The organism is Candidatus Nitrospira nitrificans, from assembly GCF_001458775.1.
In the GTDB taxonomy this organism is placed as follows: Bacteria; Nitrospirota; Nitrospiria; order Nitrospirales; family Nitrospiraceae; genus Nitrospira_D; species Nitrospira_D nitrificans.
The window spans coordinates 182649-198804 of sequence record NZ_CZPZ01000023.1; the positions used below are offsets into that span (position 1 = coordinate 182649).

General features: G+C 57.8%; 13 protein-coding genes. 12 read left to right on the forward strand and 1 reads right to left on the reverse strand.

Features of this window, described 5'->3' with window-relative positions; all coding sequences use genetic code 11:
• Positions 1-36 precede the first annotated feature (36 nt).
• The 5 genes from COMA2_RS13385 (at position 37) to COMA2_RS13405 (ending at position 4701) form a co-directional block, all read left to right on the forward strand.
• On the forward strand, positions 37-249 hold the full coding sequence (locus tag COMA2_RS13385; RefSeq protein WP_175304600.1) for a hypothetical protein: 213 nt from the start codon (positions 37-39) through the stop codon (positions 247-249).
• Between the two features lie 30 nt (positions 250-279).
• Positions 280-1734 (forward strand): aldehyde dehydrogenase family protein, encoded by a 1455-nt coding sequence (locus tag COMA2_RS13390; protein ID WP_090899076.1) that lies wholly within the window; start codon positions 280-282, stop codon positions 1732-1734.
• A gap of 149 nt (positions 1735-1883) precedes the next feature.
• Positions 1884-2456: a pyruvoyl-dependent arginine decarboxylase gene (locus tag COMA2_RS13395; protein WP_175304601.1), complete on the forward strand. Its 573-nt coding sequence runs from the start codon at positions 1884-1886 to the stop codon at positions 2454-2456.
• Between the two features lie 371 nt (positions 2457-2827).
• The gene (gene speB / locus COMA2_RS13400; protein ID WP_090899078.1) at positions 2828-3760 is read left to right on the forward strand and encodes an agmatinase; all 933 of its coding nucleotides are present in this window, start codon (positions 2828-2830) and stop codon (positions 3758-3760) included.
• A gap of 239 nt (positions 3761-3999) precedes the next feature.
• Positions 4000-4701, forward strand: coding sequence for a pseudouridine synthase (locus COMA2_RS13405; RefSeq protein WP_090899400.1), 702 nt, complete (start codon positions 4000-4002; stop codon positions 4699-4701).
• A gap of 94 nt (positions 4702-4795) precedes the next feature.
• Here COMA2_RS13405 and nhaR read toward each other — a convergent pair whose 3' ends face one another.
• On the reverse strand, positions 4796-5695 hold the full coding sequence (gene nhaR / locus COMA2_RS13410) for a transcriptional activator NhaR (protein ID WP_090899081.1): 900 nt from the start codon (positions 5693-5695) through the stop codon (positions 4796-4798).
• Positions 5696-5838: 143 nt separating this feature from the next.
• On the opposite strand from nhaR, the gene COMA2_RS13415 reads away from it, so the two are divergent.
• The 7 genes from COMA2_RS13415 (at position 5839) to COMA2_RS13445 (ending at position 16104) form a co-directional block, all read left to right on the forward strand.
• Positions 5839-7455, forward strand: a complete 1617-nt coding sequence (locus COMA2_RS13415) for a TolC family protein (protein WP_175304602.1) — start codon at positions 5839-5841, stop codon at positions 7453-7455.
• Between the two features lie 24 nt (positions 7456-7479).
• On the forward strand, positions 7480-9057 hold the full coding sequence (locus tag COMA2_RS13420; RefSeq protein WP_090899087.1) for a TolC family protein: 1578 nt from the start codon (positions 7480-7482) through the stop codon (positions 9055-9057).
• 25 nt (positions 9058-9082) lie between these two features.
• On the forward strand, positions 9083-10678 hold the full coding sequence (locus tag COMA2_RS13425; protein ID WP_090899090.1) for a TolC family protein: 1596 nt from the start codon (positions 9083-9085) through the stop codon (positions 10676-10678).
• A gap of 128 nt (positions 10679-10806) precedes the next feature.
• Positions 10807-12483: an ATP-binding cassette domain-containing protein gene (locus COMA2_RS13430; protein ID WP_090899093.1), complete on the forward strand. Its 1677-nt coding sequence runs from the start codon at positions 10807-10809 to the stop codon at positions 12481-12483.
• A 45-nt stretch (positions 12484-12528) separates the two neighbouring features.
• Entirely contained in the window at positions 12529-13974 is a 1446-nt protein-coding gene (locus tag COMA2_RS13435) for an HlyD family secretion protein (protein ID WP_090899096.1), read from the forward strand.
• Positions 13975-14353: 379 nt separating this feature from the next.
• Entirely contained in the window at positions 14354-14944 is a 591-nt protein-coding gene (gene purE / locus COMA2_RS13440; protein WP_090899099.1) for a 5-(carboxyamino)imidazole ribonucleotide mutase, read from the forward strand.
• Complete coding sequence (locus tag COMA2_RS13445; protein ID WP_090899102.1) at positions 14941-16104, forward strand: 5-(carboxyamino)imidazole ribonucleotide synthase; 1164 nt, start codon at positions 14941-14943, stop codon at positions 16102-16104. Before purE ends, COMA2_RS13445 begins: the two co-directional genes overlap by 4 nt.
• Positions 16105-16156: the final 52 nt, after the last annotated feature.

Consider the following 16156-nt stretch of genomic DNA (forward strand, 5'->3'; position numbering starts at 1 on the left):
CCCGTCTCTCATCGTGATGATGATTTTTGGGTGTGCATGTCGTGCCTGACCGAAGTGTTCTACAGAAAAGTTCCGATGCCGGACTGTCCGTCGTGTCACGGAGTGTCGACCTACGAAGGATTTGCGTTGGAGGCGATCCGCGATTGGGGTACGGAAGAACTGATCGCCAAGGCCGTTGTCGCGCAAGAAGCAGCCACGGCTGCTCAGCCTGTCGTTGAAACCGCTGCGCCGGTTGAAGCGGCGGACTAAACCTCATCACAGACTCCGGTGAGTCTTCCAGTGCAGGATTCCCGTCCGTTCCTCGTGCATGGCCAATGGAAGTCAGGCGAGCGCGTGGCTCCCGTCGTTGATCCGTTCACCGGGAAACTTGTCGCTCAGGTGACCCAAGCCACTGAATCGGATGTCGATGAGGCCATCGCATCCACGTGCAGCGCGGCTGCCATCATGGGCCAGCTTCCGGCGCATGCCAGATACGACACTCTCCAGCAGGTTGCAGCCTTACTCTATCGACGGCGAGATGAGGTCGCGCAGACCATCACGGCGGAGGCCGGTAAGCCGATTACCGACGCGAAGCGGGAAGTCAGCCGGGCAATCCAAACCTTCACGGTTGCCGCCGAAGAGGCGCGCCGGATTCCGGGCGAGGTGGTTCCGCTGGATTGGACACCGGGCTTCGATACGCACCTTGGGCTGCTCCGTCGGTTTCCGATCGGCCCGATTCTCGGCATTACGCCCTTCAACTTTCCGCTGAACCTCGTGGCCCACAAGGTGGCGCCGGCGCTCGCCGCCGGCAATCCGATTCTGATCAAGCCGGCGCCTCAAACCCCGTTGACGGCTTTGCTTCTCGGAGAGATCGCGCTCGAAGCGGGACTTCCTCCGGGCGGGCTCAATGTGGTGCCCTGCGACAATGCCCTGGCCGAGCGGATGGTGGTCGATCCTCGATTCAAGTTGCTGAGTTTCACCGGAAGCGCCTCGGTGGGATGGATGCTGAAGGCCAAATGTGGAAAGAAAAAAGTCACGCTCGAACTCGGGGGCAACGCCGGCGTGGTCATCGAACCCGACGCCGATCTTGAGCTGGCGGCCCGGCGTTGCGCGGCGGGCGGATTTGGGTATGCCGGCCAGACGTGCATTTCGGTGCAGCGGGTCTTCGTCCACCATTCGATCGCCGATGCGTTTACGACCAAGTTGCTCATGCATGTCGCTCGATTGAAGGTGGGAGATCCGACAGACGAAGCGACGAGCATCGGTCCTCTTATCGATCACGTGGCTGCGCAGCGCGTGGAGAGCTGGATCGGAGAAGCCGTCGCGGAAGGGGCAAGGGTGCTGTTGGGTGGAAAGCGGATGGGCTCTCTCGTTGAAGCGACGGTGTTGTCGAACGTGAAGCCCGACATGAAAATCTCGTGTCAGGAGGTGTTTGGGCCGGTCGTGACCGTGACGCCGTATCGCCAGCTCAGCGAGGCCGTGGCGCTGCTCAATCAATCGGACTATGGATTGCAGGCCGGTCTTTTTACGCAGGACATCAACAAGATTTTTTACGCCTTTCGACATATGGAAGTCGGGGCGGTCTTGGCGAATGAGATCCCCACGTTTCGGGCGGATCATATGCCCTACGGTGGGGTGAAGGATTCCGGGTCGGGCCGCGAAGGCGTTCGTGCCGCGATCGAAGATATGACCGAGCCGCGCATGCTCATCTTGAATTTAAAAGACCCTTCTAATCTCTCCGAAAAAAGTGTCTAGAAGATATTGCGAAGCCAGTCCAATCTTGCTACAACAAGCGCCCGATAGTGCAGTTGATCTGGTCCGGTTTGTCTGGCTGGCGGATTGGAATAACGTCACCACGCAACCTCCGAACAACCAGACAGGCCGATCACCAGATGAAAGGGGAGATGATGGTACCTACGCATATGTTTTTAACGAGAGGAGTGGGGGTCCACAAGGAAAAGCTGACCTCCTTCGAGGAAGCGTTGCGCAGCGCCGGTGTGGCCTACTGCAACCTCGTCAGCGTGTCGTCCATTCTTCCGCCCCATTGCAAGGTTGTTCCCCGGAAGCGCGGGGAGAAACTGTTGAAGCCTGGAGAGATTACGTTTTGTGTCATGGCCCGTTCCGAAACCAACGAACGAAATCAGCTGGTTTCAGCATCCGTCGGCCTTGCGAAGCCCACCGATCTAGGCACGTATGGCTATCTGTCCGAGCACCATGCCCATGGTGAGACGGACGAGGAGACCGGAGAGTATACCGAAGATCTGGCCGCGCAGATGCTGGCGACGACGTTAGGAGTCGAGTTCGACCCGAATGTGGCTTGGAAAGAGCGTGAGCAAGTGTTCAAGATGGGTGGGAAAATCGTGAAGACCCAGAATATCACACAGTCGGCCGTCGGAAAGAAGGGGAAGTGGACGACGGTCATTGCATTGGCGGTCTTCATTCCACCGGAGAATGTCCCCGCCCGTTCTCGCAAGTAGAGGCTTGTCGGTCTTGGCTGTCCTCATACCGCCTCAGCCGTTGGTCTAACAGGGTGCTGAAAAATCTCCCAGCGGCGTTCCCCGCCTTGCCGAAACGGCTTCGCGAGGCAGGTCGCATCGCTTGGAAGTCTGTGAAGCCCGCTTCGCCAACTCAGCCCGCATCGACGAGTCTGCGAGGCGAGCTCGCCTCGATGAGTTGGCCCCGGGTCGATGAGTCCGCGAAGCGGGCGCGCCGGGGCTGGGTGGGTGAGAGAAGTCTGGCCGTTTGAGCATCCTGAAGTGATTCCGGTATTAGCACCGAACGGAAACGCGCCCATATTTTTGGCATCCATCGAGTTTTTACACAGCCTACTGATCTACGAAGAACGCCCATGACGCTTCCCGTCGGTTGGGAAGGGCCCGACCACAACTTCCTGGGTATCGAGGAACCCTGGTGTCATCCGGACCACGCGGGCGTCTACGTGTTGCCCGCTCCTTATGAGCACACCTCCAGCTATATCCGTGGATCGGACCATGGTCCGTCAGCCATTTTGGAAGCCTCGTGCCAGGTTGAATTCTACGACGAACAACTCGGGGCTGAACCGTTCCGAGAATGGGGCGGGATCGCGACCGCTTCACCCCTCGACCTCAAAGGGAGCGTCGACCGCGCGGCCGTCGAGGCCATTGAAGCGTTTGTTGCCCCGCATGTCGGAACCGGACGGTTTCTCATCACGCTGACCGGTGAACACACCGGCGCATTGGGAGCGATCCGGGCCCATGCGAAACGATATCCGCAGATGACCGTGGTGCAGATCGACGCCCATGGAGACCTGCGGGATGCCTATCAGGGCAATCCGTTCAGCCATGCCAGCGTCATGGCGCGGGTAGTGGACGATGGTTTATCACTGGTGCAGGTAGGCATCCGATCGATCAGCCGGGAAGAGGTCGCTCGTGTCGAGGCCACGGACCGGATCACAACGTTTTATGCGGCAACGATCCTTGATCCATTCGGTCCGTACCAAGGTCAGGCGTCGAACTGGATACCGGACGTAGTCGCGGCTTGCCGGACGCCCGTGTACCTGACATTCGACTGTGACGGGTTGGATGCCTCCATCGTGCCCGCTTTAGGCACTCCCGAGCCGGGTGGGCTTGGATGGTACGAGACCCTCAATCTCATCACGGCGCTGGCCAACGGGCCAGGCATCGTCGGCATGGATGTCAGCGAGATCGCCCCCATCGAAGGATTCGTGGCGCCGCAATTTTCCATTGCACGGTTGATCTATCGCATGCTCGGTCGTATCAAGGCCGGCCGTCGTGTGCATTAAGCCGGATACTGAAACAGGTCGCCCGCATCGTTCTCGTCGCATTCAGAGGCTCAACGTACCACCGGGCAAGAGCTGCCACAGCAGCTCGGGGCGGGTGGGTGAGAAAAATTACGCCTCGCCCTCTTCGCTCGCTGCGGCTGACCCGCGGAAGGGCGCGTCTAGGCGCGCCGGGGTTGGGCGGGTGAGAAGAAAAACCTGTTTGAGTATCCGGTAATAACTCAGTTCCTGTGGCGCAAACAATTCGCATCAATAAGTTCTTCACGGAACATGGAATCTGTTCCCGGCGCGAAGCGGACCGCTTGATCGAGTCCGGTGCCGTCACGATCAATGGCCGGGTGGCTCAACTCGGGGACCAGGTCGAGTCACGCGACGTCATTGCCCGAGAGGGCCGCGTCATTCCGTGGGGGAAGCCGAATCTCTATATCAAATATCATAAGCCGGTCGGCGTGACGACCACGAGCGAATCCCATGTCGTCCGCAACATCATTGCGGAGATCGGGCACCCTGAGCGAATTTTCCCGATCGGACGGCTGGATAAGGATTCGTCCGGCCTCATCTTGCTGACGAACGACGGGAACATCGTGAACGAGATTCTCCGTGTCGAATTCGGACATGAACGAGAGTATCTCGTGCAGGTCGATCGTCCGTTCGACCAATCGTTCCTGGACCGCATGGCCGGCGGAGTCGACATTCTCGGAAGCGCCACGAGGCCCTGTCGGATGGCGCGTGTCGGGCGTGATCGGTTTGGCATCATCCTGACCGAGGGACGGAATCGGCAGATCAGGCGGATGTGTCACGCGCTTGGCTATCGGGTGATACAACTGCATCGCACGCGGATCATGCACATCACGGTGAAAGGGTTGAGGGCTGGGGAGTGGAAAGAACTCACGCGTGAAGAGCGAGAGCAGTTGTTCGCGGCAGTGGGGCGGGGTGCCGGCTGATGCGGCTCTGGATTGTGGCGCGTGTGCGACCGATGGAGTGATGTCCGCGCAACTGTGCCGGGGATGAAGGCCGTTCCGGTCGTGGGAAGAGCCGCTAACTCAGCAACTCCTGCCTGGCGCTCCGGACGAGAGCAAGGACGGCCGGGTGCTTCAGCCGTCGTTCCACCGTGATCGCATAGAAATGTTGCTTGAGGTTATCCAATTGTCCGACCACCTGCACTCGGTATTGGCGGCAGATCTCCTTTTCGATCACGGACACCCCGGGGAAGATCCCATAGCCGTCCTGGCCAAAGGCCTTGAGAGTCGCGCTGTCGTCGAACTCGCCCACGATGTTCGGGCGCAGCCCGTGGTTGACCAGCCATTGGTCGACCAGCCGCCGAAGCACGGCATTGGATGTCGGGAGGAGCAGAGGCGCGCCGGTCAATGATTGCGGAAACCCCCGACGATACTGCGTGGCCAATTTCGACGTGGCAAACAACGTCACGCCCGATTCGCCCAAGGGATGACTGTAGGTGTGTTCCTTGACGCTCGAGGGGGTTGGTGTGTCGGCGATCACCAGATCCGATCGATGGGCCATCAGATCCGTCAAGAGTTGGCGAAATTTGTCTTCTTGGCAGATCAGGCGAGTCGGCCGATACAATTTCAGAGCCGACTTGAGGAGTTGGGTGGCCAGCGGTTTCGGGACGGCGTCCGAGATGCCCACGACCAGTCGGGCAGGATGCCCGTTTGCCTGGCCTTTGACCGTGTTCATGAGCTCTTGACCGGTCGAAAAGATGTCTTCGGCGTATTTGAACACCAATTGTCCCATCTCCGTCAATGCGAGCCGTCGCCCTGTTCGGATGAACAACTTCTCGCCCAAGGTATTTTCCAACTGACCGATTTGTCCGCTGATCGTGGGTTGAGCCAAGCGGAGTTCTTCGCACGCTTTCGTCATGGTGCCGTGCTTGGCGACGGACCAGAAATACAAGAGATGATGATAGTTCAACCAATCCATGCGGCCCTCTTCGGTAAGTCGGAGGCGCTACTATACATAGAAATTACCGATATCTCCAATCCGCTTTATCTATTTTTAAAAAAGAAGGGGAGGTTGCTAGTGTTGGCGCCGTCCGCCGAATGTATACGAGAGGAGCATCCTTCATGATCGCTCTGGTATTGGCCCTTGTGACTCTCCTGCCAATGACCGCACTGGCGGAACCGATTCAGGATTCCAGTTCATTGAAAGCGCAGTCGACTCGCACCGCTCCACTGACCATCGGTGAAGTGCTGGCCAGAATCGAGTTAACCCACCCCCTGCTTCAGGCGACCGGAGCCGAGCGAACCAAGGCTCGGGCGAAAATCCTAAAGGCGCTCGGGGCCTGGGAACCGCAGTTCAAGAACAATGTGGAGGCCCAGCGGTATGAAACCTGGAATCTCACCACGGCTCCCACCCCCGGCTTGAACTTTTCCCCCTGTGAATCAGATCGAAGTACAGCGACTCGTCCTTGCAACGGCATACAGCCACAGGTATTGACGGGGGGCTATAACGATACCAAGCTCGATGTCGGGCATCCTTGGGGCTTCCGGGTCCAAGCCGGGCTCCGTAACGGCTTTGGGGATCGCAGCAACCAAATTATTGCTGTTATCCCGGATATGCAGGCCTTCTATCGGCAGCAGCAAATCATCCTCAGTGGGTCGTTTCAGTTGCTGCGCGGCCTGATGATCAACGAAGAGTATGCCGCGTATCAACAGGCCGAACTTTCGGGGCCGCAGGCGGAGATCAAAGTGGCGCAGAAACGGCAGGATCTCTATCTCGCCGGGGCCGTGCAGTACTGGGATTGGCAGATCGCCGTCAAACAGGCCGAGGTGGTGAGGCGCGCCCTGGCCGTGGCCGAAGACCGCCTGGTCCAGGTCGAAGGGCTCGCCAAGGGTGGAAGAGTCTCGCCGCTCGATGTCGTCGAGGTGAACCAAGAGGTGCAGAAGCGGCGAGCGGCGGCGATCGCCGCGCAACGGAAGGTGGAGTATGAGCAGTATAAACTGTCCCTCTTTCTCTGGGAGAAGAACGAGCCGGTAACCCCGCGACCGGAATGGGCGCCGGAGTTCCAGGGCGAAACGCCGCTCCCGACCGAAGACGAGGTTACGGCTTATAAAGTGGAGGCGAAAGAAGATCGACCGGAAGTGCGGGACCTCTACATCGAAGCCAAGATGAACAATGTCGATCTCAAGCTCGCCAAGAACAAACTGCTCCCGTCGTTGTCTCTTGAGGGAGGGCCGACCCCCGGCGCCGTGGATTGGATTGTGGGAATCGGCTACCGGACCGGAGTGCACTTCGAGATGCCGCTGTTCCAGCGGGAAGGGCGGGGGAAGGTCATGGCCGCGGAAGTGGTCCAGCAACAATTGGCGTTGAAACAACAATATACCGAGCAGCAAGTCAGCCTCGACGTGGATAACTGGCTCTCGGCGATCGTACGGGCCCGAGACCGAGTGACGGCGGCGACGGAAGCGCTGCGGCTGGCCAAGACATTGGAAGAAGGCGAGCGGACCCGGTTCAATATGGGGGCGACCACTGTGCTGTTCGTCAATCTCCGGGAGCGCAACGTGGTGGAATCGGCGTATCAGCTGTATCGGGCCCAGGCCGACTACGCCGTGGCGCGTGGAGGGATGCTGTGGGCCAGGGGCCTCTTGTCGAAGCCCTGGCCGACTGAATCAGTGACGAAGTATGGAGATCCGCTGACGGCGGCCGGTGCCTATGGGTTTCAAGGACCGGGCCGCGATTAATCCGGGCATAAGGAGCATGCTTCGATGGCCTTGTTAGTACTCGCGATTCTGCTCTTACTTCCTGTGACGACCGTGGCTGAACCGGTGCACGATTCCAGCGCATTGAAGGCGCAGTCTGTCCGCACCGAGCCTCTGTCCATCAGCGAAGTGCTCGCCCGTATTGAGCTGACCCATCCCCTCCTCCGGGCCCAGGGCGTCGAGCGGATCCAGGCCAGGGCGAAGATTCTGAAGGCGCTCGGGGCCTGGGAACCGACGTTCAAGAATATTACGCAGGTGGCTCGTATTCAAATTTGGAACTTCCTGTATAACCCCGATGTGGGGACGGGGGGGTTTAACGACAGCAAGCTCGAGGTCGGGCATCCCTGGGGCTTCCGGGTCCTGGGAGGAATCCGTAACGGCTTTGGGGATCTCCCCATTACCGGGACGCCTGGCATCAGTGGTTTGGCAGCAGGGACAGTCGCGGTCATCCCCGATGTAAAGCTCTTCTATCCGCAGCAGCAAATGATCTTCGGCGGGTCGTTTCCTCTGCTGCGCGGCCTCATGGTCAACGATGAGTACGCCGATTTTCAAAAGGCCGAACTCGCGGGGCCGCAAGCGGAGATCGCGGTGGCGCAGAAACGGCAAGATCTCTATCTCGCCGGGGCCGTCCAATATTGGGATTGGCAGGTGGCTGTGAAGCAGGCAGAAGTGCAAAAACGGACATTGGCCGTCGCGGAAGAACGCCTCACTCAGGTGCAAGGACTCGCCAAGGGCGGGAAGGTCGCGCCTCTTGATGTGATCGAGGTGAATCAAGAGGTTCAGACCAGACGAGAGGCGGCGATCGCTGCGCAACGGCAGGTGGAGTATGAGCAGTATAAGCTGTCCCTCTTTCTTTGGGAGAACGGCGAGCCTGTGACCCCACGCCCGGAATGGGCGCCGGAGTTCCAGGGTGAGACACCCTTGCCGACTGAACAAGAAATCGCGGCCTATAAAGTGGAGGCGAAAGAGGATCGGCCGGAAGTACGGGACCTCTATATTGAAGCCAAGATGAACAATATCGACATCAAGCTGGCCAAGAACAAACTGCTCCCGAAGTTGAATTTTGACGGGGGACGAATGGATGCTCCCGCGGATTGGATTGTGGGTGTGGGGTATAGATATGGAATGCAGTTTGAGATGTCCTTGTTCCAGCGGGAAGCGCGTGGGAAAGTCCTGTACGCGGAGGCGGACCAGCAACAATTGGCCTTCAAGCAGCTGTACACCGAGCAACAAGTCAGCATCGACGTGGATAACTGGCTCTCGGCGATCGTGCGGGCCCGAGACCGGGTGAAGGCGGCGACGGAAGCGTTGCGGTTGGCCAAGACGTTGGAAGAAGGTGAGCGGACCAGATTCAATATGGGGGCGACCACCGTCCTGTTCGTCAACATCCGGGAGCGCAACGTGGTGGCGTCAGCGTACGAATTGTATCGGGCCCAAGCCGACTACGCGGTGGCGCGTGGAGGGATGCTGTGGGCTAAGGGCGCCCTGTCGAAGCCGTGGCCCGAAAGCGAGCTGGCCAAGTACGGGAATCCCCTGAGCGCGGCTGGTGCGTACGGCTCCACTAAGCAACCTGGACGCGATTAATTCAGCAACAAAGGAGCATCCTTCCTTGATTCTTCTATTGTTGTTCTCGTTGATGATGGTGCCGGCGACCGTAATGGCAGAAACCCAGGCCGCGGCGAGTTCGTCACGCGCCGAATCGGTGCGCACCGCCCCCTTGACCATTGAAGAAGTGCTCGCCCGGATCGAACTGACCCATCCGCTGCTTCGGGCCACCGGATTGGAACGCTCGCAGGCTCGGGCGAAAATTTTAAAAGCGTTGGCAGCGTGGGAGCCGAAGTTTCGGAACGAGGTCGAGGTTGATCGGTTTACAAACTTTAATCTGACAAACGTCGGCGGCGTGCCGAATACCCTGACTGGTGGCTATAGCGATTCCATGCTCAAGATCGGGCATCCCTGGGGCTTTGAGGTCTTTGGTGGCATCCGTAACGGCTTTGGCGATCACGCAACGATCGGTATGCAGCGCGGCCTCGGCCACGAAAGTTCCGCGGACTTTGGCCCGGTCGCCTTCCCTACGGATATGACACTTTTCTATACGCAACAAATGGCCATCGTCGGCGGTTCGTTTAATCTGCTCCGAGGATTCATGGTCAACGAAGCAAATGCCGAGTTTCAGCAAGCAGAGCTCGCCGGGCCGCAAGCCGAGGTGAAGGTGGCTCAGAAACGGCAAGACCTTTATCTCGCCGGGGCCGTCCAATACTGGGACTGGCAGGTTGCCGTCAAGCAAGCCGATGTGGTGAAGCGTACGCTGGCCGTCGCGGAGGAGCGCTATCGCATGGTGGAGGGGAGATCCAAAGCCGGCGCGGTTGCTCCGATCGACGTGGTGGAAGCCCGAGAAGAAGTTCAGCGGCGTCGAGAGGCGGCCATTTATGCGCAACGAAAGGTCGAGTATGAGCAATATAAGCTGGCGCTCTTTCTCTGGGAAAACGGCCAACCTGTAACACCTCGCCCTGAATGGGCCCCGGAATTCCAGGGGGAAACGCCGTTGCCGAGCGAAGAGGATGTGGCGGCCTTTAAGGTGGAAGCCACTGAGGATCGACCGGAAGTACGCGACCTCTACATTGAAGCCAGATTGAACAATATCGAACTGAAACTTGCGAAGAATAGCCTGCTTCCCAAGCTACAGGTTGAGGGAGGACCGGCGGTGGGCGGTATCTATTGGATCGGAGGATTCGGCTACCGGGTGGGGACTCTCTTCAGTATGCCGTTGTTCAATCGAGGCGCACGAGGGAAGGTCCTTCACGCGGAAGCGCAGCAGCAACGATTGGCGTATAAGCAGGCCTATACCGAAAAGCAGGTTGCGGTCGACGTTGATAACTGGCTCTCGGCCATCGTGCGGGCGCGAGATCGAGTGAAGGCCTCGACAGAGGCTCTGCGCTTGGCCAAGACTTTAGAAGAAGGCGAACGAGCCCGGTTTAACATGGGAGCGACGAGTGTGCTCTTTGTCAACCTCCGAGAGCGCGCCGTGGTCGAAGCGGCCTATGAACTCTACCGGGCCCAAGCCGATTATGCGGTCTCTCGTGGGGGGATGTTATGGGCGAGAGGGGCGCTGTCGAAACCTGTTTCCGAACGTGTCTTAAGCAAGTATGGGGATCCCCTGCAGGCCGCCGGCTCGTCCGGCCACAAAGCGTCGGGACGTGATTAACGTTGGTGGGGCAGGATAGTTCATTCGGTGGATTGGCTCTCGAAACAGAAACATGGTTATGTAGACCCGTTATTTGAGTTCAGTAAGGGGCGGATCAATCACATTCTGAATTATTACTGGGGGTGGTCATGAAAGAACCTCAGGGCGAAGGTTCCAAGGGCCTGTTCGAAGCACTGATGAAGCAGTTGTCCGTGGCCATGCGGGCTGAGAAAAAAATCATGAGTTTGATTTTTTCTTACGCGCTGGCCGTCGGGTTCTTTTCTCTTATCATCCCATTGACCGTACAGGAACTGGTCAGCACCTTTTCCTATGCGGTTCAGCCGGTCATGATCTGGACGTTGACCGGCATTATGCTGCTGGTGCTGTTGTTTGTCGGCCTCTTCAAGACATTCCATTTCTACGCGGTGGATGTCGTGCAACGCCGGATCTTTGCGCGAGTCACGGTTGCGATGGTTGAACAGCTTCCACGGAATCGTTTTAAAGGGGCGCGGCCGGAAATTGCGAATTACTTCATTGAAACGGTCTTCATGCAACGTGCCCTGTCCACGCTGCTGATCGATCTTATCAATGTCGTGGTGGGCGGTACGGTCGGTATGATCATGCTGGTGGTCTACCATCCCTATTTTCTCATGTACAACCTCCTGCTCATGGCGGGATTTGCGATCACGTTTTTCGTGCTCTCGCGTGGTGCCCTCCGGACGACTCTCGCCATGTCTCACGCGAAGTACGACGTCTTCAATTTCATTCAAGAGGTGTCGAAGAATGCCCTACAGCTGAAGGCCACTGACAGCCGCCCGTTTCTCATGAACAAAGCGAACGATCTCGTCGGTCGGTATGTGGAAACTCGGAAGGCGCGGTTCGCGGTTCTCGTGCGGCAATATTTGGGTTCAGTGGGCGGACAAGCTATCGCGCAAGCCGGTGCGCTGGGCATCGCAGCCTCGCTCATGGCGTCCGGGCAATTGACGCTGGGGCAGTTAGTCGCTGTTCAAGCGGTCGTGAGCGCGCTCGTCATCAATTTCGACTCCCTGATCAAGAACATGGGGGCTGTGTACTATTTCTTCGCGTCACTGACACACCTTGATGAGGTCTTCAGCCAGGAGCAAGATCACATCTCAACTGAATCAGTCGTGGCACTGCCGAAGCACTTGACTCAAGGTGTCCGGGTTACCTGCAAAGGTGTCAGTTTGGTTCACGGCGGGGTGTCCGTATTCGATGGTTTCAATCTGGATGTCGCGCCGGGCGAGAAGCTCGGCATCTACGCTCGGACAACGGCGGCCAAGACGGCCTTGGCCAGAGTGTTGGGTGGCCTCGAAGTTCCAACGAACGGCGTCGTTCAGTACAATGGGGTCGACCTCCGCTATATCGAAGGGGGTGCCATCAACCAGTGCCGCAGTGTCATGATCGACTCTCAGTTATCGTTGGTGAGGGGGACGATCGAAGAAAATATCGTCATGGGACGCTCCTACGTCACGTATGACGATCTCAACTGGGCGCTCCGTTTCACTGAACTTGAAGAAGATGTCGAGGGGTTGCCACGCGGGGTCAAGTCCGATGTCTCTGCGCTGGGCGAATCTCTCTCGCCGACCCACATTGTGCAGATCCTCCTAGCCAGAGCCATCTTAGGACGTCCGCAAGTCCTTATATTTGATGGTCTCATTCACTCGCTCGAGCCGTCGTTGCGCGAGCGTATTCTGCGGCGGCTGTGCTCGAAGGACGAAGCATGGTCCGTGATTTTCGTCTCGACGGATCCCAATCTTACGGATCATGCGGATCGTCGTATCATGTTGCATCATGCCCATGCGTAAGCGATTGGAATGGAAAATCAACACCGGTAAATTAATGGAGGCTCCATGGCTAGCCTAGGTCGCGGTCTCGAAAACAGTGGCGAACGTGCGCTGGTCCGGCGGGGGGTCGGCTTAGAGGCGATCACCATCGAACAGGGACCGGCATTGGGCAAGTTACCATGCTGGGAGGCGGTACAGATTCCCGGCGGAATGTTTACGGCTTCTCGTGCGATTCTGACGATTCTGTTGCTCTTTCTGATCGTCCTCGAATTCGTGCCCTGGACACAAACTATTCAGGCATCCGGGAAAGTGTCGGCGTACACGCCTTATGACCGTCCCCAGCAGATTGAGTCTCGGATTACAGGCCGTGTCAAGGCCTGGCATATTTACGAAGGAGTCAAAGTCAAAAAGGGCGAGCTTGTCGGCGAATTAGAAGATTACGATCCGACCTTTATGGCCCCCGAAATTCTCCCCCTCTTCGAACAACGTAAGGTAGCCTTGGAGCAAACGCGTCAGGCAGCCCTGGCCAGAGCCGACCAGCTGAATAAAAGAATAGGGGAGATGAAAAAATTAGTGCAGGCAGCCGTGCCCTCGGCGGAGGCTCGTGTGGTGGAGGCAGACAATAAGGTGCGCGAGGCTCAACAGAAGGTTGAGCAGTATAAGATTGACGTGCACACGGCTCAACTCAATGTCGACCGTCATCGACAACTTGTCCGGGACGGACTGGTTTCACAGCGGGAACTCGAGCTCACGATCCAGACTGAAATCGGCACCAAGGCCGGTCTGCAGGCGGCACAGGCCAGTTTGTCGGCTGCCGAGCAGTCTCGGTCAGCCTTGAGCTTCGGTCGTGATCAAATCACTGCGGATGTACAACAACGCCTCATGGATGCAATCGCCTCTCGGGATTCTGCAGTGGCGGAGGCGGCCAAGGCTACGGAGCAATTAGCGGATATCTCCTACCGACAACAGGGAGTCCAGCAACGTATTGAGGCTGCAAAGCTGTTTGCACCGATGGACGGCACGGTCGTCAAGATGGCAAAAGTCGGTATCAATGAGACGGTCAAGCAGGGAGAAAACCTGGTCACTATTTCTCCATTAGCATCTGATCCGGCCATCGAAATGACGGCGGAAGGATTGGATTCTCCGCTTTTGAAGCCTGGGCGAAAGGTTCGAATCCTCTTTTTCGGAGTCCCGGCCATCCCATTGCCGGCTTGGCCTGGGTTGATGGCAGGCACACGTGGGGGCGTGATCAAGGTCGTTGACCAGATTGACGATGGAAAAGGCAACTACCGGTTCTGGGTCGTTCCTGATCCAGAAGACCCTCAGCCATGGCCTGAACAGACACAGGTGCGGCAGGGTACAAAAGTGTTGGGCTGGGTGATCATGAATCGTGTTCCTCTGTGGTATGAATTGTGGCGGCGCTTTAACTTCTTCCCGCCGGACTATTTGGAGCGCGAGCCCAGTGTGTTTGAAATGTTCGCACCCAAAGTAGCAGCACCGGGCGGTAAGTAGTCGATCGTATGCCGCACCATCGGTGCGGCACACGAGTTCTCCTCCTTAAAGATGGCGCAGGGGGATCCCCCTGCGCCATCTTTTCGATCAGCGATCGCGACAGACTTCCTCCCTGTCAATTCTCCAATGGCATTTCAGTTTTTCAACAAGCCACTATCGTACCTCTATGCCGTGCGTCAGTCTTGTTGTGGAAGTCAGCGCACACTGTTGTGGCGTTATCCCGCTCAGCCGTCCAAAGCGAGAGCCAGAGAGCGAGGGATTCCATCAGGGTACTTGGTACGACTCCAATCTCCTTGACCCAATCAGATGGAGTCGCTAAGGTGCCATTAATTTTCTCTGGAGAGAAAAGGCCTGATGGAACATAACGGAGAGGTAGACGATGGCCAGAAAACAGCGGGCAGCAAGCCGGTCTCGGCAGCAGGCAAGCCGTGAGATCACGAGCCGCAAGCCGCTTGTCGGGATCTTGGGCGGAAGCAAATCGGATTTTCCCGTTTTACAAAAATCCAAGGCGATATTAGACGAGCTCAATATTCCCAATGAACTTCTCGTTGTTTCTGCGCATCGAACGCCGGACCGTCTCTTCGAGTACGCTACAAGCGCTCCTGGCCGCGGGATCAAAGTGATCATTGCGGGGGCCGGAGGAGCGGCTCACCTTCCTGGTATGTTGGCAGCCAAGACGCACCTTCCGGTGATTGGAGTGCCGATTCCCACGGAACACCTGCGCGGCCTCGATTCCTTGTTGTCAATCGTCCAGATGCCCAAAGGCATTCCCGTAGCCACCGTGGCGATCGGAGGTGCCGAGAATGCAGGGCTCCTTGCTGGACAGATTTTGGCAGGAAGCCATCCTGAAATTGCACAAACCATTAAGCGCTATCGGACCGCTCAAACGAAGAGCGTTCTCGATTCTCCTGAGGCCGGAGGCACAAGTCTCGGCCACCTCAGAGCGAGCGGACTAAGCCGACGGCCGTGATAGAGCGAGTTCTTAAGCCTGGCTCGACGCTGGGAGTACTGGGTGGAGGACAGTTGGGGGCGATGTTCGTCACCGCTGCCCACCGCATGGGCTATCAGGTGGCGGTCTGGGATCCGGATATCGACGCGCCCGCCCATCGGCTTGCCACCCACTCATTTGCAACGTCTTTTTCCGATCTTGGCACCCGCGACCAATTTTCCAGTATCGTCGATGCCGTTACTCTGGAATGGGAAAATGTCCCGGCGGGGCTCTGTGAATGGCTGGAAACGCGCTGCCCGATGCGACCTTCCGGAGCTGTGCTCAAGATCCTCCAAGACCGGATTGAACAGAAGCAATACTTGTCGTCACGGCAGCTCGCTGTTCCCGCGTTTGCCATCGTTGAATCGGCCTCTCAACTGCTCTCAGCAGTCGACCGTCTCGGCCTCCCTGCCGTCTGCAAGACCGCCACGAGTGGGTACGACGGGAAAGGTCAGTGGCTCCTCCGAGAGTCCTCGGATGTTCAGGAGATCGAACATATCTTGGGAACAGTCAAGTCTGGTCGGCGATGGATTCTCGAACAGTTCATTGACTATGTCCGAGAGCTCTCGGTGCTCGTCGTGCGAAGCGAATGCGGGGCGTCCTGTGTGTACCCGGTGGTGGAGAATCGGCATGAGCTGGGCATCTTGCGAGAGACCCGTGTACCCGCAGCTATTCCCCTTGAGGTTGCCGAGCGGGCAACAGAACTCTCGAGGCAAGCCGTCACGGCGTTACAGGGTGTAGGAGTCTTCTGTGTGGAACTCTTTCAAGCCCATGATGGTTCGCTCCTCATTAATGAGATCGCGCCTCGCCCTCACAACTCGGGCCACTATACGTTGGACGTCTGTACGGTATCTCAATTCGAACAACAGGTACGCGTGACCAGTGGGCTTCCATTGGGAGAAACAAGATTGTTGAGCCCCGCGGTTATGATCAACCTCATTGGCGAGGAAGTGACCGCTGTAACATCCAGCGAAGGATCTTACGCACTCTGTTCAACCGCAGGGGCTGTGCTTCATCTGTACGGTAAGCGGATGATTCGTCCTGGTAGAAAGATGGGGCATGTGACCGTTACCGCGCCTCAAGCTGCCACAGCCGCAGAAGCGGCTCGTCAGTTCATTGCACGCGTCCGACGACCTGCCTAAGCTCGTTCCGATCCTTTACGCCTATATTGGTCAAAAAGGCTTCTGCCGATTC

What these genes read in the sequence shown, in the direction of transcription:
- COMA2_RS13385 (WP_175304600.1), top strand. Translation starts at nt 37, where the DNA reads ATGTCGTGCCTGACCGAAGTGTTCTACAGAAAAGTTCCGATGCCGGAC.
- COMA2_RS13395 (WP_175304601.1), top strand. Translation starts at nt 1,884, where the DNA reads ATGATGGTACCTACGCATATGTTTTTAACGAGAGGAGTGGGGGTCCAC.
- speB (WP_090899078.1), top strand. Translation starts at nt 2,828, where the DNA reads ATGACGCTTCCCGTCGGTTGGGAAGGGCCCGACCACAACTTCCTGGGT.
- nhaR (WP_090899081.1), bottom strand. Translation starts at nt 5,695, where the DNA reads ATGGATTGGTTGAACTATCATCATCTCTTGTATTTCTGGTCCGTCGCC.
- COMA2_RS13415 (WP_175304602.1), top strand. Translation starts at nt 5,839, where the DNA reads ATGATCGCTCTGGTATTGGCCCTTGTGACTCTCCTGCCAATGACCGCA.
- COMA2_RS13420 (WP_090899087.1), top strand. Translation starts at nt 7,480, where the DNA reads ATGGCCTTGTTAGTACTCGCGATTCTGCTCTTACTTCCTGTGACGACC.
- COMA2_RS13430 (WP_090899093.1), top strand. Translation starts at nt 10,807, where the DNA reads ATGAAAGAACCTCAGGGCGAAGGTTCCAAGGGCCTGTTCGAAGCACTG.
- COMA2_RS13435 (WP_090899096.1), top strand. Translation starts at nt 12,529, where the DNA reads ATGGCTAGCCTAGGTCGCGGTCTCGAAAACAGTGGCGAACGTGCGCTG.
- purE (WP_090899099.1), top strand. Translation starts at nt 14,354, where the DNA reads ATGGCCAGAAAACAGCGGGCAGCAAGCCGGTCTCGGCAGCAGGCAAGC.